This window comes from Nonlabens dokdonensis, from assembly GCF_002162835.1.
GTDB lineage: Bacteria > Bacteroidota > Bacteroidia > Flavobacteriales > Flavobacteriaceae > Nonlabens > Nonlabens dokdonensis_B.
The window spans coordinates 1-18,379 of the sequence record NZ_MAAX01000187.1; the positions used below are offsets into that span (position 1 = coordinate 1).

An 18,379-nucleotide genomic window follows, 5' to 3' on the forward strand; every position below is an offset into this window, starting at 1 on the left:
AACTGAGGCAAGCGACTCATCAATATTTGTAAATTTATAAGCATCTTGAGTAGTAACAGCATTATCAAACGCTGTGTCAAATTGTAGTATAGTCTGATCTAACAAGTTTGTATTTGTTGCATCCTTAAGTGAAATACTTATAAACGTGTTTTGATTAAGTGAACTAAATACTTGAGTTAAGGACTCCGTAACCGTTTTGTCACTTTCTCTAAACATAATGTTTGAAGGTCCCGTGGTAGGGACAAAAACTGATTGTCCCGGCTGTAAAAACTTATTTGCATCACTACTTGTAGGTAAAGCCATACCGTTACCTACAGTAACATCTACTGTCACATATGCACCTCTGGTATTGATATTAGGGTCCCATACATACATAAATGATGAGTTAAGACCTGTAGTGCTGGCGTCGCTTAGAACTTCTTCAAAATCAACAATCGCTTGATATGGGTTTGCAATCATGGCAAACTGCTGATTTGATGTAGTAAAACTTTGAGAAAAATCACCACTATGAAGTGTACCGCTAGATCTCAATGTTGTATTTGTAGGAGTGGTGTTATTATCAGTAAGGTCTACGGTACGATCACCTCGTACAAACATTCTAATAGGAGTACCTACTTCTAGTGTTTGAATATTTGTGTTTGCAAACGCTGTCCAGCCTTGATTATTATTATCAAATGTAAATAGTGAATTTGCACCAGAACTGTTTACATCAAATCCATTTGCTGCTCCGCCACCAGTTATGTGAGTTCCAAAGCCAGGAGCATTAGAACCTCCTTCTTGCCAGTTAGCTCTTATCGCATTAGTTGAGTTTACTGATGATGCTAAAAATCTATACGCTCTTTTAGCTGGAATATATTGTTCTACCTTAGCATTTCCATTAATAGTAGCATTTTGTGCGTTATCAAGTTGACCAGTTCCCGATGCATTACTTTTAAATGTGACGTTATTATTAAAAAATAATGTCGAGGATTGTGGCATCAATACCTTGTAAATATTTGTGGTTGTATTAAAATTGAGACCTGAAGGATTATTTATTTCTACTACTCCTAGTTCCAGAGTTCCCACACCAGTGATAGCTTGAGAGCTAGAGTTATTAATTATTAAATCACCTGCTCTTCCTTCTAAGACACCATCAACTGTCAATGAACCATTAACTGTTAGTGAGATACCAGTGGCTATATCTAACACACCACCATTAACTGCCATGTTATTAATAGACGCATTTAAACTAATAGGTGCAACACCAGAAAGTACTTGAGCATTAATTGAACCAGTGTCTGCATTAGGTGCAAATGGCTCCCAAGAGGCACCATCATAAATAAGCACAGGATCGTTTATGGTTATAGAAAAGGTCTCTCCTTCTAGTAATGTATTAGAACCTCCCAAAACTGTATAATCAAATGAATCAGAATTAACTAACTCTGTAGAATTATGAACATATTGAATAAGGTCGTTATTTAAATCTCCTTGAGTAAATGTATCTCCTACATTAAGATCAACTCCATTTAATTGAATTTGACCATAGTCTACATCATTAGTAACGACGTAAGTCAAATTAGCATTTGTAAAACCTGCTTGTGCAGATCTCAGAAGTGTTTGATTAATTGTATTAGTACCATTAAATGCAGTAGTCAGACCTAAATTTCTATCATTATCGATATCATTTACATATTGCAATCTACCACAAACTGTTACAGAAAATTCATTGAAAGTTCCACCGGTTCCAGCCGTTCTATCAGTAGCTAGTAACACCCATTCTCCTTGGGCGCTCAATCCGTTAAATCTAGTAAACGCCTGTCCAGGACGCTGATTACCAGTTAAAGCTCCAGTGTAACCAGGATTACAACCAAAGTTTTGAGTACCACTATCACTTACAATTAAATCAAAATTGCGACCAGCTGCACATTCACGATTGTACACTTCAGAAAATCTACCTGAAGGTGCACTTAATTGCATCTTTATATGTCCTGTGTCATTATGACTAGCCCTCATGTAGAAACTTAATTCAGTAATTTCTATATCGTCTGGCACATTGACTATTGCACTTACTGCATTAACACTAGTATCCCATTGATTTTGCCTGTTTGCTGGTTGCGCTGTGTTAATATATGTTTCATTATCATATACTCTACAAACATCTTGAGCTGTTTGAAAGGACGAAATACTAGCATTCTGACCTGTAGAACAGTCATTAGATGGCGTTACTCGCCAGTAATATATAGTACTGTGACTTAGTGACGATGGTTGATAGCTATTTTCAAAAGAAACTGTATCAAATTCTACTATTGTTGAAAAGTCACTTGATTCAGAAATTTCAACTAAATAACTCGATGCACTTTCAAGATCGATCCATTCTAGTATTGGGTTTGCAACTTGATTACCAGCACCATTAATAGGACTGGTTTGAACAACATCACCTACATTATTTTCAAAAATTTTAAAACTAAAATCTTCAGAAATAGTAGCAGTAGTTGATTGCGCTTGTACACTGAAGTTATACTGTCCAGCTTCTACGTTTGAAGTACCAGTAATACTAACATTTACGGTTGCATCAACAGATGTATTGCTAGGTGAGAAACTAGCTGATAAACCGGCAGGTAATCCTACGGCAGTAAAATTTATAGTTTCATTAAAATTAGGAGCAGCATTATAATTAAATGAAAAGGTACCATCATTAGGGCTACAAGACGAAAAATCGTTTGTGGCAGCAGTTAGTTCAAAAGTACCTTCTTTAATTTCAAAATTATTATTAGTTATATCAAAAAAATAATTATTTGAAGCCTCTACCATAATCCTAGCTGTCGAAGTTTTAACACCATTAGGTATAGTTACAGTTTGAGTCCCATCATTATTTGTATTTGAAGCTAGAACAAAAGGGTAAGTAAAACCACCATCGATTGACAATAAAATATTTACTTCAGTAGAGTAAGTTGTAGAGTTGGTTCCATTTACAGCCCATGTTATGTTTCTATTTTCACCTTCATGCCATATTTCACCACCATCTGGAGAATTTAAAACAAAAGGACCTGCTGCACCTACTGTTAAAGTTGTACCTGCATAATTAGTTTGTCCTCCATTAAGGTTGTTATCTCTTATAGTACAAAAGAATCTCATTTCTCTTTCTTCACTAGGCAACTCTTCCCAAATTGGATCTACATTTTGAACCAAATCTTCTAAATTAGGAAAGTAGCGTGTAGGACTCGTTGAAGCAAATTTACTTCTAAACATAGGACCAGAAGTATTACTCGCGACTGGAGGCTGCGGTGCACCTGTAGCTGCTGCTGCACCTGTATCTAATTGCTCCCAATTATACGTATAAATCTCTCCTGAATCAGGAGCCACACTAGAGGTGGATGTTAATTTAAATGGAGTAGATTTAGGAATTGTTTTATTACCAGGATTAACAGGCGATGGTGCTGAAGGATTTAAATTTGAAAGAGCAACCTGTGTATCACATGTATCACCATCAATACTAGATTGCATTTCAAACAAACTTATCAAATGAAAGTAACCATCAGAATTGTCTTGTACATTCGGAGCACATATTCCAGCATATCCCATAATTGTAGAAGCACTTCCCGTTTCAAATGGTCTAGAAGAAGGACTACCTCCAAAACATCCATTATAAAAAGTGTGACTGGCACCATATTGATGACCTATTTCATGACATACATAATCTATATCAAAAGGGTCAAACTCCGGCGTTACAATACCTGTTACTCCACGCGCCTTACCTCCTGCACATGGACTAGTACCGGCAATTCCTCCACCTCCAGTAGAGAAAACATGTCCTATATCAAAATTTCCAGACCCAATGGTATTATTTAAATTAGTTTCATTTTCACCTAACATTGCAGATCCGGAGTAATTACTGTAAGGATCGGTTTGAGAATCAGTGTAAATAATACTACTATTATTTCCTACTAAAGAAAACCTCATAGACATTTCTTGCTCATAAACTGAATTAACTCTGGTAAGAGTAACCACCATAGCGGCAAGTGCATCAGCTACAGCATCACCATTAGAGACATCTCCATCATCATGATAGGCAGTATATTCAGCCGTTCCTGCAATAGCTATCCGGTACGTTCTAAAAAACCTATCACCAAAAGCTTTAGTAGTAAAGTTTGATTCGAATTCAGCCATTAAACTTTCGTCAACAACGTCGGTATAATGACATTCAAAATTATCATCACCTGCTCTATTCAAGTTTTTTCTGTTATAAATCATTATAGACTCTGGAGAAACCTTTGAATAAGGATCCATATAAAGAATTTTCTCTCCAGTTATCAGTCCGTGAAAACCTTTAGGTGTAATCGTAAAATAGATTTTATTTAAAGGGTTTTGTTGACTCTGACCTACAAAAGAAGTGATCTTAGGATATTGTGTTTGCAATTCAGGTGATACAGTCCCAGAAGTGTATACACTGAAGGTTTCAAACGTATTATTTTCTATAGGGAAATCAACATTAATGGCCGCCCCACCAGAAAATCTATCGACCGCATTAACTAACTTATCTGATAGCGCATTTTGATCAATTTCGAAAAGATCAAATTGATTAGGTTGAATAGGTCTAAAACGATCTTCTATCTTATCTAATTGTAGCGTATTTGCTGGTTGCCAAATAGATTGCGCAAAAGTGAAGAGTGGCAATATCGCCAGTAAGGTGAAAAAGGAAAATTTATTCATTTGTACTTAGTTTTTGGAATTACAAATAAACAACAGGTAAACGTAAATAATTACTTTTTGCCTTAATAAAACGATTTTTAACTATAATACATGCACTTCATCGATATTTTCACTTAACATTTATCAAATAAAAAAGCCACCCTTATATGGATGGCTTAGTATCTCGCTTTCGCGAAAGCGATATTTTAAATAGTTGCTTACAATTGAAATGCGTCTCTACCAGGATAATATGCAGAGTCGTTTAATTCTTCTTCTATACGAAGCAACTGATTGTATTTTGCCATTCTATCAGATCGAGAAGCGGAACCTGTTTTAATTTGTCCTGTAGATAACGCTACTGCAAGGTCTGCAATGGTATAATCTTCTGTCTCTCCACTTCTATGTGACATTACTGATGTATAGCCTGCCTTATGCGCCATAGTAACAGCTGCAATAGTCTCGCTCAAAGTTCCTATCTGGTTAACTTTAATAAGAATAGAATTTGCAATTCCATTCTTAATACCCTTTTCTAAACGCTCTACATTAGTTACAAAAAGGTCATCTCCTACAAGCTGCACTTTATCACCTGCTAATTCTGTAAGGATTTTCCAACCGTCCCAATCGTTCTCATCCATTCCATCTTCAATGGAGATAATAGGGTATTTACTTGCTAATGAAGCTAAATATTCAGCTTGCTCTTTACTAGAGCGTATTACACCTTTATCACCTTCAAACTTTGTATAGTCATATTTACCGTCTACAAAAAACTCTGCAGCAGCACAGTCAAGTGCAATCATCACATCTTTTCCTGGCGTATAACCTGCGTTTTCTATAGCTTTTAATATAGTATCAAGTGCATCTTCAGTTCCATCAAGTGTAGGTGCAAATCCTCCTTCATCTCCAACGGCAGTACTAAGACCTCGATCGTGAAGTACTTTTTTCAAATGATGAAAAATTTCTGTACCCATTTGTAGGGCATGAGAAAAACTTTCTGCTTCTACTGGCATTACCATAAATTCCTGAAATGCTATAGGAGCATCACTATGAGAACCTCCATTTATAATATTCATCATAGGAACTGGTAACTTGCATGCACTTATTCCTCCTATGTATTTGTAAAATGGTTGTCCCAGCTCGTTTGCTGCTGCTTTTGCACAAGCAAGAGAAACACCTAAAATTGCATTTGCACCTAACTTAGCCTTATTAGGCGTGCCGTCTAAATCGATCATTAATTGATCAATATAGGCTTGTTCAAAAACGGATGTGCCAAGCAATTCCTCTGCTATAAGAGTATTAACGTTATTAACCGCGTTTCCTACTCCTTTACCCATAAAGGATTTACCACCATCTCGCAATTCTACAGCTTCATGTTCACCAGTTGAAGCACCAGAAGGCACAGCTGCTCTACCCATTACACCATTAGATGTGAAAACGTCTACTTCTACTGTTGGATTCCCACGTGAATCAAATATTTGTCTTGCGTGTACTTCTATAATTGTGCTCATTTTAAATCTTTGTTTTGGTTAATTAATTCTATAAATTGATCAAATAAATAAGTGGCATCATTAGGCCCAGGACCTGCTTCTGGATGATATTGTACAGAGAAACAAGGTTTTGAAACATGTTTTATACCAGCCACGGTATTATCATTAAGGTGGTAATGTGTAATTTTTATATTTTCATTTGCTTCGGTTTCCTCTCGGTTTATAGCAAAACCATGATTTTGCGACGTGATTTCACCTTTTCCGGTAGCAACATTTTTTATAGGATGATTAATCCCTCTATGACCGTTATGCATTTTAAATGTGGAAATACCATTTGCCAAAGCAATAACTTGATGACCTAGACATATACCGAACAGTGGCTTTTCTGCATCGAGAATCTCTCTAGTAGTCTGAATAGCATCTATTAAAGGTTCTGGATCTCCAGGACCATTAGATAAGAAATAACCATCAGGATTGAATTGTTGCATGTCTTTGAAGGTAGTGTTATAGGGAAACACCTTTATATATACTCCTCTACTAGCAAGATTACGTAATATATTCTTTTTAACTCCAAGATCTAAAGCAGAAACCCTTAGAGGTGCATTTTCATCTCCAAAGAAATAAGGTTGTTTACAGGATACTTTTGAGGCAAGTTCTAGCCCCTTCATAGAAGGCACTTCTGACAACTTGGATTTTAGAGAATCTTTATCTAATATATCTGAAGAAATAATAGCATTTTGAGAACCATTATCTCTAATGTAAGAAACTAGTGCGCGAGTGTCAACATCTGATATAATAACAAGGTTTTGATTCTTTAATAAAGTTAGTAAATCCGAATCTGCCAATTCTCTAGAATAAACTTCAGAAAAGTTCTTACAAACCAATCCGGCAATTTTTATTGAATCAGATTCTTCATCATTCACACTTACTCCATAGTTACCAATGTGAGCATTAGTAGTAACCATTATCTGACCAAAATAACTAGGATCAGAAAAGATTTCTTGATATCCCGTTGTACCAGTATTAAAGCAAATTTCACCAGTAGCAGTTCCTCCAATTCCTACAGCTTTACCATGAAAAATAGTTCCATCTTCCAATAAAATAATTGCGTCTTTTTTTTCTAAGTATTCCATAATAAAATAATATCAAAAATAATTTAAAAAAAAAGGATCAATGAAAAAATCATTGATCCTTTTTTTACAAGTTATAAAGAAAATTACTCTTCTTCATTAGTATTGTTTTCTACAACAGGTGAAGTTTTAGATGAAGATTTACTTCTTCTGCTACGACGTGTAGAAGATTTTTTATTAGTGGCATCTAACTTGTAAACTTCATTATAGTCCACAAGCTCAATCATAGCCATATCTGCGTTATCTCCTAAACGATTACCTAACTTAATAATTCTAGTGTATCCACCAGGTCTATCAGCTACTTTTGCAGCTACATCCCTGAACAATTCAGTTACAGCTTCTTTACTTCTAAGCTTAGAAAAAACCAAACGACGATTGTGCGTAGTGTCTTCTTTTGACTTAGTTATCAAAGGCTCTACAAATTGCTTAAGAGCTTTCGCTTTTGCAACTGTAGTATTGATACGTTTATGCTCGATAAGTGAACAACTCATATTTGACAACATTGCCTTACGGTGAGCTGTTTTTCTACTTAAATGATTTACTTTCTTTCCGTGTTTCATGATCTATATATTCTTTAACTAGCTTAAATACTAGTCACGGTCTAATTTATATTTTGCTAAATCCATACCAAAGTTCAAACCTTTGACATTGACTAACTCTTCTAACTCTGTTAAAGATTTCTTACCGAAATTTCTAAATTTCATTAAGTCGTTCTTGTTATATGAGACAAGATCGCCTAATGTTTCAACCTCTGCAGCTTTTAAGCAGTTTAAAGCTCTTACAGATAATTCCATGTCTACAAGCTTAGTCTTAAGCAACTGTCTCATATGAAGACTCTCTTCATCATAAGTTTCTGTCTGAGCAATTTCATCAGCTTCAAGAGTGATACGCTCATCAGAGAATAACATAAAGTGGTGAATAAGCGTTTTAGCTGCTTCAGTTAAGGCATGTTTAGGATGAATACTACCGTCGGTAATAATTTCAAAAACTAATTTTTCAAAATCAGTTTTTTGCTCTACACGGTAATTTTCAATGCTATATTTCACATTCTTAACTGGTGTGAAAATAGAATCAATAGCAATAGTACCTATTGCAGCATTGTTATTCTTATTTTCTTCAGCTGGAACATAACCACGACCTTTCTCAATCGTAAGTTCTAAATTAAAGCTTACATTACTTTCAGTATTACATATCACCAATTCAGGATTTAAAACTTGAAATCCTGAAATATGCTTTTGCATGTCACCAGCCGTAAATTGATCCTTTCCAGAAAATGAAACATTTACTACCTCACTATCCACCTCGTCAATTTGTCTTCTAAATCGAACTTGTTTGAAATTTAGGATAATTTCAGTAACATCTTCAACAACACCTTCAATGGTTGAAAACTCATGATCTACACCTTCGATACGAATTGATGTAATCGCGAAACCTTCTAATGAAGATAATAATACTCTTCTAAGTGCATTACCAACTGTAAGTCCATAACCTGGTTCTAATGGTCTGAATTCGAATTTACCTTCAAAATCAGTAGAATCAATCATGATTACTTTATCCGGCTTTTGGAAATTTAATATTGCCATAAGATTATTAAATATGTTGGTTATTATTTAGAGTACAATTCAACGATTAATTGTTCTTTGATATTTTCAGGAATCTGTAAACGTTCAGGAACAGATACAAAAGTACCTTTCATTGATGCTTTGTTGAAAGTGATGAAATCATATACCTTATCATTACTTGATAAAGCATCATCAATAGCTGATAGCGATTTAGACTTTTCACGTACAGCTACCTCATCACCAGGTTGCAACTGGTAAGATGGTATATTTACAAGCTGCCCATTAACAGTAATGTGTCTATGTGAGACTAACTGTCTAGCACCTCGTCTTGTACGAGCTACTCCCATTCGATAAACAACATTATCTAATCGAGACTCACATAATTGAAGTAATACCTCACCGGTAATACCTGTACTACGTACTGCTTTTTCGAACATTAGTCGGAACTGCTTCTCTAATACACCGTAAGTGTACTTAGCTTTCTGCTTTTCCTTTAACTGAACTGCATATTCAGATTCTTTACCACGGCGTCTTGCGTTACCATGCATCCCTGGAGGATAATTCTTCTTCTCCAAAGCTTTACTAGGGCCAAAAATTGGTTCTCTAAATCTACGAGCAATCTTTGCCTTAGGACCTCTATATCTTGCCATTTGTTTTAAATTTTAGTAAGTGATGTACTATGAATTCAGGTCAATATCCTTCAGTAGCCATATAATCACTAGATATTATTATAACTATTAAACTCTTCTCCTTTTTGGTGGACGACAACCATTATGTGGTAATGGAGTCACATCAACTATCTCAGTAACTTCAATACCTGAATTATGAATAGAACGAATAGCACTCTCGCGACCGTTTCCAGGACCTTTAACATAAGCTTTTACCTTACGCAATCCAGCTTCATGAGCAACTTTTGAACAATCTTCTGCTGCCAATTGAGCTGCATAAGGAGTATTCTTCTTAGATCCACGGAAACCCATTTTACCGGCCGAAGACCATGAAATTACTTCACCTTTCTTATTCGTTAATGAAATTAAGATATTATTGAAAGAAGAAGATATATGCGCTTCTCCTATACTATCAACAATTACTTTACGCTTTTTAGCTACAGTTTTAGACTTTGCCATATGAATTTTTATTTAGTTGCTTTCTTTTTATTAGCAACAGTCTTACGCTTTCCTTTACGAGTTCTAGAGTTGTTTTTAGTACGTTGACCTCTCAACGGTAAACCTGATCTATGACGAATACCTCTATAACATCCAATGTCCATTAGACGTTTAATGTTCAACTGAGTTTCAGATCTAAGCTCACCTTCAATAGTGAACTCTCCTACAGCAGCACGAATCTTACCAATTTCATCGTCATCCCACTCATTAACTTTCTTATCAACACTAACATCACAAGAAATCAAAACATCCTTGGCACGGTTTCTACCGATACCGTAAATGTACGTTAATGCTATCTCTCCACGTTTGTTTTTTGGGATATCAACCCCTGCAATTCTAGCCATAGCTTACCCTTGTCTTTGTTTAAATTTAGGATTCTTTTTGTTGATCACATACAAACGTCCCTTGCGACGTACAATTTTGCAATCAGCACTTCTTTTTTTAATTGATGCTCTTACTTTCATATCAGTATCTATAAGTGATCCTTGCTTTGGTTAAATCGTAAGGACTCATTTCTAATTTTACTTTATCACCAGGTAATAATTTAATATAGTGCATACGCATCTTACCTGAAATATGCGCAGTCACCACGTGACCATTTTCAAGCTCTACTCTAAACATAGCGTTAGAAAGAGCCTCAATAATAGATCCGTCTTGCTCAATTGCCGATTGTTTTGCCATTATGCTACTGCTTTTCTATTTTTTCCTGTTTTTATCAAACCATCATAATGGCGGTTTAATAAATATGAATTGATTTGCTGCATAGTATCTATAGCTACACCGACCATAATTAATAAAGAGGTACCACCATAAAACAAAGCCCAGGACTGCTGAACTCCTATTAAAGATATAATGGCTGGAAAAATAGCTACAGCAGCAAGAAACAAAGAACCAGGCAAGGTGATCTGAGACATAATTCTGTCAAGATATTCACTAGTTTCAGTACCGGGACGTATACCAGGTATAAAACCACCATTTCGCTTCAAATCATCAGCCATTTTGTTAGTTGGAACCGTTATTGCGGTGTAAAAATAAGTAAATATTATGATTAACAGAGCAAAAGTTAAATTGTACCAAAACCCAAAGATATCTGTGTAAGCACCGGCTATGGATTTAGCCCATGAAGAGTCTAACTGACCAATCGCCGAAGGAACAAACATGATTGCTTGAGCAAATATTATAGGCATAACACCAGATGCATTTAGTTTTAACGGAATGTATTGACGAGAACCGAAAGCATTTTTTTCATATCCACCAGTTGCAGATCTTCTTGCATACTGCACAGGAATTTTACGCACACCCATGACTAACATAACGCAAGCAGCTATGATTAATAACCAAATAACGACTTCCACTATAATTAAAAACCATCCACCAACACCATCAACCCTTGAAGTAATTTCTTGGATAAAAGCCTGTGGTAAAGTAGCAATGATACCTACCATAATTAGTAAAGAAATACCATTACCAATACCTTTATCAGTAATTTTTTCACCTAGCCACATCGCAAAAACACAACCAGTGACTAAGATAATAGTACTTAAAACTAGAAACAAGGTTTGCTGATCCTGCATCATAAAAGCAGACTCAGGAACACCTAACGATGTTAATGATAACATATAACTAGGAGCCTGAATTAAACAAATACCTATGGTCAACCATCTCGTTATTTGATTAATCTTCTTTCTACCTGATTCGCCCTCCTTTTGTAATTTCTGTAGATACGGAATTGCAATACCCATTAATTGAACAACGATACTAGCAGATATATAAGGCATAATACCTAGGGCAAAAACAGACGCTTTCGCGAAAGCTCCACCAGTAAAGGCATTAAGAATACCACCTATTCCATCCTTGAAATTGGAGGCAAGACCTACTAATTGGGTAGAATCGATACCAGGAAGAGTAATTTGAGCACCAAACCTATAGACCAATAGTAAACTTAGTGTCATAATGATACGATCACGTAACTCCTCAATCTTCCAGATATTTCGTAAATTATCAATTAACTTCATAATAAGGAATTAAACTGTTGTAGCTTGACCACCAGCCTTCTCGATAGAAGAAACAGCCGTACCAGTAAATTTGTGAGCTTCAATGTTGATCGAAGCACTTAATTCTCCTCTACCTAATATTTTAATCAAATCGTTTTTAGAAGCTAAACGTTCAGCAATAAGGTCTGATAATTTAATTGTATCAGAAAATCTACCCTCGTCATAATACGCTTGAATAACGTCAAGATTTATACCAGTATATTCCTTACGATTAATATTTGTAAAACCAAATTTTGGAACACGACGTTGCAATGGCATTTGTCCACCTTCAAAACCGACTTTCTTAGAGTAACCAGATCTTGACTTAGCACCTTTGTGACCACGTGTAGCAGTTCCACCTTTACCAGAACCTTGACCTCTACCAATAATCTTAGCAGACTTTTTAACAGACCCTTCAGCAGGATTTAATTTGTGTAAACTCATTATATTATTTTTTAAGCTTCCTCAACAGAAACTAAATGTTGAACTTTAGCAATCATACCTTTTATTACAAGATTATCGTCATGCTCAACGACTTGATTCATCTTATGCAATCCTAAAGACTCTAAAGTTTTCTTTTGTCTAGCAGTACGATTAATTGCACTACGAACTTTCTTAACTCTTAATTTTCCCATGTCCTTAAATTATCCGTTAAAAACTTTATTCAAAGAAATACCTCGTTGTTTTGCGACCATTTCAGCGCTACGTAATTGTAACAAAGCATCAAAAGTAGCCTTCACAACATTATGAGGATTGGAGGATCCCTGATTTTTACTTAATACATCATGAACTCCCACAGCCTCTAAAACTGCTCTAATGGCACCACCTGCAATTACTCCAGTACCTTCAGATGCTGGCATCAGAAGAACACGCGCCCCTCCAAACTTACCTTTCTGCTCATGAGGGATAGTACCTTTCATTAAAGGAATACGAACTAAATTCTTTTTAGCATCTTCAACAGCTTTAGCTATTGCCTCAGATACTTCCTTGGATTTACCCAAACCATGACCTACTACACCGTTTTCATCTCCTACTACGACTATAGCAGAAAAACCAAAAGCTCGTCCACCTTTTGTTACTTTAGTAACACGTTGAACACCTACAAGTCGATCCTTGAGTTCAAGACCACCAGGTTTTACAGTTTCTACGTTTTTATATTTTTGATACATTACTTTGTATGTTTCTGATTAAAAATTAAGCCCACCTTCTCTAGCACCCTGCGCAAGAGAGAGAACTCGTCCGTGATACAAATAACCACCTCTATCAAACGATACTGTTGCGATACCTGCATCTTTCGCTTTCTTAGCGACTAACTTACCAACTTCAACAGCAGCTTCCGATTTAGCCATTGAACTATCAAGCTCTCTTGAGGAAGCAGATGCTAACGTAACACCATTTTCATCATTTATTAATTGAGCATATATTTCCTTATTACTCCTAAAGACAGATAAACGAGGACGCTCTGCAGTACCCACAATCGATTTACGAATGCGTTTACGAATTTTATTTCTTCTTGCTGATTTTGAAAATGCCATAATATAATTTAATTAAGCTGACTTACCAGCCTTTCTACGTATAACTTCACCTACAAATCGAACACCTTTACCTTTATAAGGTTCTGGCTTACGAAAAGCTCTAATTTTAGCTGCTACTTGTCCAACTAATTGCTTATCAAAAGATGTTAACTTGACAATTGGGTTCTTACCTTTCTCTGAAACCGTTTCTACTTTAACCTCAGGTGCAACATTTAAAACAATATTGTGAGAAAAGCCAAGTGATAGATCTAACTTCTGACCTTGATTAGAGGCACGATAACCTACACCAACCAATTCTAACTCTTTCGTCCAACCTTTAGACACGCCTTCTATCATATTACTGATCAACGAGCGGTACAAACCATGCTTAGCACGATGATCCTTGGCATCTGAAGGTCTATTGACAACAACTGAATCAGAATCAACATCAATAACAACATCACTAAAAGGCTGCTCTAACTTTCCGAGTTTACCTTCAACGATAATGATATCATTCTCTACTTTAACCGTAACTCCCGAAGGAATAGATACTGGATTTTTTCCTATTCTAGACATATCAATTTTTTAATATACGTAACAAAGAACTTCACCACCAACATTCTCTGAGCGTGCTTGCTTATCAGTCATAACACCATGAGAAGTTGAAATAATTGCAATACCAAGACCATTCAAAACACGAGGCAACTCTTTGGCACCTGCATATTTTCTCAAACCTGGCTTTGACAAACGCTGAAGGTCTTTTATTATCGACTCTTTAGTATCACGATCATACTTAAGGGCTATTTTAATATTTTGTTGAGATGAAGTTTCTTCAAATTTATAACTTAAGATATACCCCTGATCAAAAAGAATCTTTGTAATCTCCTTCTTAACCTTTGATGCAGGTACATCAACAACTCTATGATTTGCTCTGACAGCATTCCTAATTCTTGTTAGATAATCTGCGATTGGATCTGTATTCATAATTTTATCTTTAAGCTGTTACCAACTAGCTTTTTTAACACCAGGAATAAGGCCTTGATTAGCCATTTGTCTAAACATAACACGTGAAATACCGAATTGTCTCATATAACCTTTTGGTCTTCCGGTTAACTTACACCTATTATGTAATCTAACAGGAGAAGCATTTTTAGGCAACTTCTGCAACTCTTCATAATCACCAGCCTCTTTTAATGCTTTTCGTTTTGCAGCATACTTATCTACAAGTGCTTGACGTTTGCGCTCACGCGCTTTCATTGATTCTTTTGCCATCTCTTTAATTCTTTTTAAAAGGTAAACCTAACTCAGTAAGCAAAGATTTAGCCTCTTTATCTGTTTCAGCTGAAGTTACAAAGGTAATATCCATTCCTGATATCTTGTTAACCTTATCGATGTTGATTTCAGGAAAAATAATTTGCTCAGTTATACCCAAGTTATAGTTCCCTCTACCATCAAAACCATTGGCTTTGATACCTTGAAAATCACGTACCCTTGGTAACGCAACAGTCACAAAGCGATCTAAAAACTCATACATACGATCACCGCGTAATGTAACTTTTACCCCTATAGGCATTCCCTTACGCAGCTTAAAAGATGCAACATCCTTTTTAGAAAGAGTAGCCACAGCCTTCTGCCCTGTAATAGTTGTAAACTCCTCTAAAGCATAATCAATAAGCTTCTTGTCTGCAACAGCTCCACCAACACCGCGGCTTAAAACAATCTTTTGCAGTTTAGGAATTTCCATTACATTTTTATATGAGAATTCATTTTGTAAAGCCGAAGTAATTCTCTCTTTATATTCTCCCTTTAGTCTAGGTACGTATGACATGATTATATAACTTCTTTAGTTGTTTTGGCAATCCTTACATTTTTACCATCCTTTGATGTAAAACCTACTCTAGTAGATTTACCATTACCATCAATTAATGATAAATTAGAAATGTGTAACGAAGCTTCTTTTTCTTTTATTCCTCCCTGAGGATTTGTAGCACTAGGCTTCTCATGCTTGGAAACCATATTAACTCCTTCCACTATAGCTCTATCCTTTGAAAGAAGTACTTTGGATACTTTTCCTTCAGCTCCTTTATGAGCACCAGCTATAACCCTAACAGTATCTCCTGTTTTAATTTTAAACTTTTTCATAATTTTATCTATAGTACCTCAGGTGCAAGTGAAACAATCTTCATGAATTGCTTATCTCGCAATTCACGAGCAACAGGTCCAAAAACCCTTGTTCCTCGCATATCCGAAGTTGGATTTAATAATACACAAGCATTATCATCAAAACGAATGTAAGAACCATCCGGTCTACGAACTTCTTTTTTAGTCCTAACTACAACAGCAGTAGAGACAGCACCTTTTTTAATGTTACCATTCGGCGTTGATTCTTTAACAGATACAACAATCTTATCACCGACAGATGCATATCTTCTCTTAGTACCTCCTAAAACACGAATGCATAAAACTTCTTTAGCACCGGTATTATCAGCTACTTTTAATCTAGATTCTTGTTGTACCATTACTTAGCTCTTTCTAAAATTTCAACTAATCTCCAATTCTTAGACTTACTTAAAGGTCGAGTTTCCATTATACGAACGGTATCACCTTCATTGCAATCATTATTCTCATCATGAGCAACGTACTTCTTCGTCTTTAAAACGAATTTTCCATACATAGGATGTTTTTGCCTTTTAACTTCAGCAACTACTATGCTCTTATGCATTTTGTTACTTTTAACTACACCTACACGCTCTTTTCTTAAATTTCTAGTCTCCATAGTAACTATTTATTATTTAAAGCTGTCTTAATTCTCGCAATTGTCTTACGTAACTTGGTAATCTGTGAAGGGTTATCAAGAGGTGACATACTATGAGATCTTTTTAATTCACTATAAGCCACTTGGGACTCAACAAGCTTATCTTTCAATTCTTCAACTGAATATCCTTTAACTTCCGATTGTTTCATGACTTAATATTATTCTTGATAGTCGCGAGCGACTATAAATTTTGTTTTTACTGGTAGCTTTTGAGCAGCAAGCCTTAACGCTTCCTGAGCAACAGCTTGAGGAACACCAGATATTTCAAAGAGAATTCTACCTGGCTTTACAACAGCTGCCCAATACTCAACATTACCTTTACCTTTACCCATACGAACCTCAAGAGGCTTTTTAGTAATAGGTTTATCCGGAAATATTTTAATCCAAAGAGAACCTTCCCTTTTCATAAAACGAGTTGCCGCAATACGAGCTGCCTCAATCTGTCTGGAATTAATAAAATTGGAATCTAAGGATTTGATACCGAAAGTACCATATGCTAGTTGATTACCGCGACCAGAATCACCTTTCATGCGACCCTTCTGCTGCTTTCTAAATTTTGTTTTTCTAGGTTGTAACATTTCTAGCTTTTATTATTTTCTACGACGACGGTTTCCACCTCTATTATTAGAACCACCTTTATTACCTTGTTGCTTCTTTGAAAGACCTACTAAAGGAGATAACTCACGCTTACCATAAACCTCACCTTTCATAATCCAAACCTTTACACCAATACGACCATAAGTTGTATGAGACTCAACTAAAGCATAATCAATATCAGCTCTAAAAGTAGATAACGGAATACGACCATCTTTATATGATTCAGATCGAGCCATTTCAGCACCATTTAATCTACCTGAAATCTGAACTTTAATACCTTCAGCGTTCATTCTCATTGCTGCCGCGATAGCCATTTTAATAGCTCTTCTATAAGAAATTCTATTCTCAATTTGGCGAGCAATACTAGATCCAACAAGATGAGCATCTAATTCCGGACGTTTAATCTCGTGAATATTAATCTGAACATCCTTACCTGAAATCTTCTTCAATTCTTCCTTAAGACGATCAACTTCTGAACCACCTTTACCAATTATAATACCAGGTCTAGCAGTGGTTATAGTAATAGTAACCAACTTTAAAGTTCTTTCTATAATTACTCTGGAAACACTAGCTTTAGCAAGACGCGCATGAATATACTTACGTATCTTATCGTCCTCAGCTAATTTGTCACCATAATCATTACCACCATACCAGTTGGATTCCCAACCACGGATAATACCTAATCTATTTCCTATCGGATTTGTTTTCTGTCCCATAATATTAGTTATCCTTTAATGTGTTTGATTCACCCAAAACAAGTGTAACATGGTTTGATCTTTTTCTAATTCTGTGCGCTCTACCTTGTGGAGCAGGACGCAGTCTTTTTAACATTGCACCACCATCAACTCTGATCTCTTTAATAATTAAGCCTGCATCAGCAACATCAGAATCTTCATTCTTAGCTTGCCAGTTTGCAATAGCACTTAATACCAATTTCTCTAGTCTTCCAGCAGCTTCCTTAGAAGAGAATTTAAGAATACTTAGCGCATCCTCAACTTTCTTACCTCTAATAATATCAGCAACTAATCTCATTTTACGAGGTGAAGTTGGACAATTATTCAACTTAGCAAAAGCGATCTTGCTTTTTTCCTCTTTAAGCCTCTCAGCCATTTGTCTTTTACGAACTCCCATAGCCTAGATTATTTCTTACCTTTATTCTTGGCACCACCATGACCTCTGTAAGATCTAGTAGGTGAAAATTCTCCAAGCTTATGACCAACCATATTCTCAGTAACATAAACAGGGACAAATTGTCTACCATTATGCACAGCAATTGTTTGACCAACGAAGTCTGGAGTGATCATTGAAGATCTTGACCAAGTTTTAATAACATTCTTTTTACCAGACTCAATGTTTTGAGCCACCTTAGATTCAAGTTTATGAAATACGTAAGGTCCTTTTTTAAGTGAA

General features: G+C 35.8%; 27 protein-coding genes. All 27 read right to left on the reverse strand.

Features of this window, described 5'->3' with window-relative positions; translation table 11 throughout:
- On the reverse strand, window positions 1–4,689 hold a 4,689-nt coding region (locus A9Q93_RS12440; protein ID WP_303687731.1), incomplete at its 3' end, for a reprolysin-like metallopeptidase.
- 197 nt (window positions 4,690–4,886) lie between these two features.
- On the reverse strand, window positions 4,887–6,173 hold the full coding sequence (eno, locus tag A9Q93_RS12445; protein ID WP_303687732.1) for a phosphopyruvate hydratase: 1,287 nt from the start codon (window positions 6,171–6,173) through the stop codon (window positions 4,887–4,889).
- Window positions 6,170–7,285, reverse strand: a complete 1,116-nt coding sequence (carA, locus tag A9Q93_RS12450; RefSeq protein ID WP_303687733.1) for a glutamine-hydrolyzing carbamoyl-phosphate synthase small subunit — start codon at window positions 7,283–7,285, stop codon at window positions 6,170–6,172. The genes eno and carA overlap by 4 nt, the downstream gene beginning before the upstream one ends.
- 83 nt (window positions 7,286–7,368) lie before the next feature.
- Entirely contained in the window at window positions 7,369–7,842 is a 474-nt protein-coding gene (rplQ, locus tag A9Q93_RS12455) for a 50S ribosomal protein L17 (protein ID WP_303687734.1), read from the reverse strand.
- A gap of 30 nt (window positions 7,843–7,872) precedes the next feature.
- On the reverse strand, window positions 7,873–8,865 hold the full coding sequence (locus A9Q93_RS12460) for a DNA-directed RNA polymerase subunit alpha (RefSeq protein ID WP_303687735.1): 993 nt from the start codon (window positions 8,863–8,865) through the stop codon (window positions 7,873–7,875).
- A 23-nt stretch (window positions 8,866–8,888) separates the two neighbouring features.
- A complete protein-coding gene (gene rpsD, locus A9Q93_RS12465) occupies window positions 8,889–9,494 on the reverse strand; it encodes a 30S ribosomal protein S4 (protein WP_303687736.1) in 606 nt (201 codons plus the stop codon).
- Between the two features lie 87 nt (window positions 9,495–9,581).
- Window positions 9,582–9,971 (reverse strand): 30S ribosomal protein S11, encoded by a 390-nt coding sequence (gene rpsK / locus A9Q93_RS12470; RefSeq protein ID WP_303687737.1) that lies wholly within the window; start codon window positions 9,969–9,971, stop codon window positions 9,582–9,584.
- An 8-nt stretch (window positions 9,972–9,979) separates the two neighbouring features.
- The gene (gene rpsM, locus A9Q93_RS12475) at window positions 9,980–10,354 is read right to left on the reverse strand and encodes a 30S ribosomal protein S13 (RefSeq protein ID WP_303687738.1); all 375 of its coding nucleotides are present in this window, start codon (window positions 10,352–10,354) and stop codon (window positions 9,980–9,982) included.
- A 3-nt stretch (window positions 10,355–10,357) separates the two neighbouring features.
- Window positions 10,358–10,474, reverse strand: a complete 117-nt coding sequence (gene ykgO, locus A9Q93_RS12480) for a type B 50S ribosomal protein L36 (RefSeq protein ID WP_015361145.1) — start codon at window positions 10,472–10,474, stop codon at window positions 10,358–10,360.
- A gap of 1 nt (window position 10,475) precedes the next feature.
- Window positions 10,476–10,691: a translation initiation factor IF-1 gene (infA, locus tag A9Q93_RS12485; RefSeq protein WP_015361146.1), complete on the reverse strand. Its 216-nt coding sequence runs from the start codon at window positions 10,689–10,691 to the stop codon at window positions 10,476–10,478.
- Window positions 10,691–12,025: a preprotein translocase subunit SecY gene (gene secY, locus A9Q93_RS12490; protein WP_303687739.1), complete on the reverse strand. Its 1,335-nt coding sequence runs from the start codon at window positions 12,023–12,025 to the stop codon at window positions 10,691–10,693. The genes infA and secY overlap by 1 nt, the downstream gene beginning before the upstream one ends.
- 9 nt (window positions 12,026–12,034) lie before the next feature.
- Window positions 12,035–12,487, reverse strand: a complete 453-nt coding sequence (rplO, locus tag A9Q93_RS12495; RefSeq protein ID WP_303687740.1) for a 50S ribosomal protein L15 — start codon at window positions 12,485–12,487, stop codon at window positions 12,035–12,037.
- An 11-nt stretch (window positions 12,488–12,498) separates the two neighbouring features.
- Window positions 12,499–12,678 (reverse strand): 50S ribosomal protein L30, encoded by a 180-nt coding sequence (rpmD, locus tag A9Q93_RS12500; protein WP_303687741.1) that lies wholly within the window; start codon window positions 12,676–12,678, stop codon window positions 12,499–12,501.
- 9 nt (window positions 12,679–12,687) lie between these two features.
- Complete coding sequence (gene rpsE / locus A9Q93_RS12505) at window positions 12,688–13,212, reverse strand: 30S ribosomal protein S5 (RefSeq protein ID WP_303687742.1); 525 nt, start codon at window positions 13,210–13,212, stop codon at window positions 12,688–12,690.
- 18 nt (window positions 13,213–13,230) lie between these two features.
- Window positions 13,231–13,578, reverse strand: coding sequence for a 50S ribosomal protein L18 (rplR, locus tag A9Q93_RS12510; RefSeq protein ID WP_303687743.1), 348 nt, complete (start codon window positions 13,576–13,578; stop codon window positions 13,231–13,233).
- Between the two features lie 12 nt (window positions 13,579–13,590).
- Window positions 13,591–14,133 (reverse strand): 50S ribosomal protein L6, encoded by a 543-nt coding sequence (gene rplF / locus A9Q93_RS12515; protein ID WP_303687744.1) that lies wholly within the window; start codon window positions 14,131–14,133, stop codon window positions 13,591–13,593.
- A 9-nt stretch (window positions 14,134–14,142) separates the two neighbouring features.
- On the reverse strand, window positions 14,143–14,541 hold the full coding sequence (gene rpsH, locus A9Q93_RS12520) for a 30S ribosomal protein S8 (protein WP_303687745.1): 399 nt from the start codon (window positions 14,539–14,541) through the stop codon (window positions 14,143–14,145).
- An 18-nt stretch (window positions 14,542–14,559) separates the two neighbouring features.
- Window positions 14,560–14,829 (reverse strand): 30S ribosomal protein S14, encoded by a 270-nt coding sequence (gene rpsN / locus A9Q93_RS12525; protein WP_303687746.1) that lies wholly within the window; start codon window positions 14,827–14,829, stop codon window positions 14,560–14,562.
- A gap of 4 nt (window positions 14,830–14,833) precedes the next feature.
- Complete coding sequence (gene rplE, locus A9Q93_RS12530; RefSeq protein ID WP_303687747.1) at window positions 14,834–15,385, reverse strand: 50S ribosomal protein L5; 552 nt, start codon at window positions 15,383–15,385, stop codon at window positions 14,834–14,836.
- 2 nt (window positions 15,386–15,387) lie between these two features.
- The gene (rplX, locus tag A9Q93_RS12535; protein WP_303687748.1) at window positions 15,388–15,699 is read right to left on the reverse strand and encodes a 50S ribosomal protein L24; all 312 of its coding nucleotides are present in this window, start codon (window positions 15,697–15,699) and stop codon (window positions 15,388–15,390) included.
- 8 nt (window positions 15,700–15,707) lie between these two features.
- Window positions 15,708–16,076, reverse strand: a complete 369-nt coding sequence (gene rplN, locus A9Q93_RS12540) for a 50S ribosomal protein L14 (RefSeq protein WP_015361157.1) — start codon at window positions 16,074–16,076, stop codon at window positions 15,708–15,710.
- Window positions 16,076–16,333: a 30S ribosomal protein S17 gene (gene rpsQ, locus A9Q93_RS12545; protein ID WP_015361158.1), complete on the reverse strand. Its 258-nt coding sequence runs from the start codon at window positions 16,331–16,333 to the stop codon at window positions 16,076–16,078. The genes rplN and rpsQ overlap by 1 nt, the downstream gene beginning before the upstream one ends.
- Before the next feature lie 5 nt (window positions 16,334–16,338).
- Window positions 16,339–16,521 carry a 50S ribosomal protein L29 gene (gene rpmC / locus A9Q93_RS12550; protein WP_303687749.1) on the reverse strand — a complete coding sequence of 61 codons (183 nt, stop codon included), beginning with the start codon at window positions 16,519–16,521 and terminating at the stop codon, window positions 16,339–16,341.
- Window positions 16,522–16,530: 9 nt separating this feature from the next.
- Window positions 16,531–16,950, reverse strand: a complete 420-nt coding sequence (gene rplP, locus A9Q93_RS12555) for a 50S ribosomal protein L16 (RefSeq protein ID WP_015361160.1) — start codon at window positions 16,948–16,950, stop codon at window positions 16,531–16,533.
- A 12-nt stretch (window positions 16,951–16,962) separates the two neighbouring features.
- Window positions 16,963–17,685, reverse strand: a complete 723-nt coding sequence (rpsC, locus tag A9Q93_RS12560; protein WP_303687750.1) for a 30S ribosomal protein S3 — start codon at window positions 17,683–17,685, stop codon at window positions 16,963–16,965.
- A gap of 4 nt (window positions 17,686–17,689) precedes the next feature.
- Window positions 17,690–18,100, reverse strand: a complete 411-nt coding sequence (gene rplV, locus A9Q93_RS12565; protein ID WP_303687751.1) for a 50S ribosomal protein L22 — start codon at window positions 18,098–18,100, stop codon at window positions 17,690–17,692.
- 8 nt (window positions 18,101–18,108) lie between these two features.
- Window positions 18,109–18,379, reverse strand: a 271-nt coding sequence (gene rpsS / locus A9Q93_RS12570) for a 30S ribosomal protein S19 (protein WP_303687752.1), incomplete at its 5' end; no start/stop codon positions are given.

Excerpts from the sequence above, each read along its gene's own strand:
- eno (WP_303687732.1), bottom strand. The coding sequence starts at position 6,173 with ATGAGCACAATTATAGAAGTACACGCAAGACAAATATTTGATTCACGT.
- carA (WP_303687733.1), bottom strand. The coding sequence starts at position 7,285 with ATGGAATACTTAGAAAAAAAAGACGCAATTATTTTATTGGAAGATGGA.
- rplQ (WP_303687734.1), bottom strand. The coding sequence starts at position 7,842 with ATGAAACACGGAAAGAAAGTAAATCATTTAAGTAGAAAAACAGCTCAC.
- A9Q93_RS12460 (WP_303687735.1), bottom strand. The coding sequence starts at position 8,865 with ATGGCAATATTAAATTTCCAAAAGCCGGATAAAGTAATCATGATTGAT.
- rpsD (WP_303687736.1), bottom strand. The coding sequence starts at position 9,494 with ATGGCAAGATATAGAGGTCCTAAGGCAAAGATTGCTCGTAGATTTAGA.
- rpsK (WP_303687737.1), bottom strand. The coding sequence starts at position 9,971 with ATGGCAAAGTCTAAAACTGTAGCTAAAAAGCGTAAAGTAATTGTTGAT.
- rpsM (WP_303687738.1), bottom strand. The coding sequence starts at position 10,354 with ATGGCTAGAATTGCAGGGGTTGATATCCCAAAAAACAAACGTGGAGAG.
- ykgO (WP_015361145.1), bottom strand. The coding sequence starts at position 10,474 with ATGAAAGTAAGAGCATCAATTAAAAAAAGAAGTGCTGATTGCAAAATT.
- infA (WP_015361146.1), bottom strand. The coding sequence starts at position 10,691 with ATGGCAAAACAATCGGCAATTGAGCAAGACGGATCTATTATTGAGGCT.
- secY (WP_303687739.1), bottom strand. The coding sequence starts at position 12,025 with ATGAAGTTAATTGATAATTTACGAAATATCTGGAAGATTGAGGAGTTA.
- rplO (WP_303687740.1), bottom strand. The coding sequence starts at position 12,487 with ATGAGTTTACACAAATTAAATCCTGCTGAAGGGTCTGTTAAAAAGTCT.
- rpmD (WP_303687741.1), bottom strand. The coding sequence starts at position 12,678 with ATGGGAAAATTAAGAGTTAAGAAAGTTCGTAGTGCAATTAATCGTACT.
- rpsE (WP_303687742.1), bottom strand. The coding sequence starts at position 13,212 with ATGTATCAAAAATATAAAAACGTAGAAACTGTAAAACCTGGTGGTCTT.
- rplR (WP_303687743.1), bottom strand. The coding sequence starts at position 13,578 with ATGGCATTTTCAAAATCAGCAAGAAGAAATAAAATTCGTAAACGCATT.
- rplF (WP_303687744.1), bottom strand. The coding sequence starts at position 14,133 with ATGTCTAGAATAGGAAAAAATCCAGTATCTATTCCTTCGGGAGTTACG.
- rpsH (WP_303687745.1), bottom strand. The coding sequence starts at position 14,541 with ATGAATACAGATCCAATCGCAGATTATCTAACAAGAATTAGGAATGCT.
- rpsN (WP_303687746.1), bottom strand. The coding sequence starts at position 14,829 with ATGGCAAAAGAATCAATGAAAGCGCGTGAGCGCAAACGTCAAGCACTT.
- rplE (WP_303687747.1), bottom strand. The coding sequence starts at position 15,385 with ATGTCATACGTACCTAGACTAAAGGGAGAATATAAAGAGAGAATTACT.
- rplX (WP_303687748.1), bottom strand. The coding sequence starts at position 15,699 with ATGAAAAAGTTTAAAATTAAAACAGGAGATACTGTTAGGGTTATAGCT.
- rplN (WP_015361157.1), bottom strand. The coding sequence starts at position 16,076 with ATGGTACAACAAGAATCTAGATTAAAAGTAGCTGATAATACCGGTGCT.
- rpsQ (WP_015361158.1), bottom strand. The coding sequence starts at position 16,333 with ATGGAGACTAGAAATTTAAGAAAAGAGCGTGTAGGTGTAGTTAAAAGT.
- rpmC (WP_303687749.1), bottom strand. The coding sequence starts at position 16,521 with ATGAAACAATCGGAAGTTAAAGGATATTCAGTTGAAGAATTGAAAGAT.
- rplP (WP_015361160.1), bottom strand. The coding sequence starts at position 16,950 with ATGTTACAACCTAGAAAAACAAAATTTAGAAAGCAGCAGAAGGGTCGC.
- rpsC (WP_303687750.1), bottom strand. The coding sequence starts at position 17,685 with ATGGGACAGAAAACAAATCCGATAGGAAATAGATTAGGTATTATCCGT.
- rplV (WP_303687751.1), bottom strand. The coding sequence starts at position 18,100 with ATGGGAGTTCGTAAAAGACAAATGGCTGAGAGGCTTAAAGAGGAAAAA.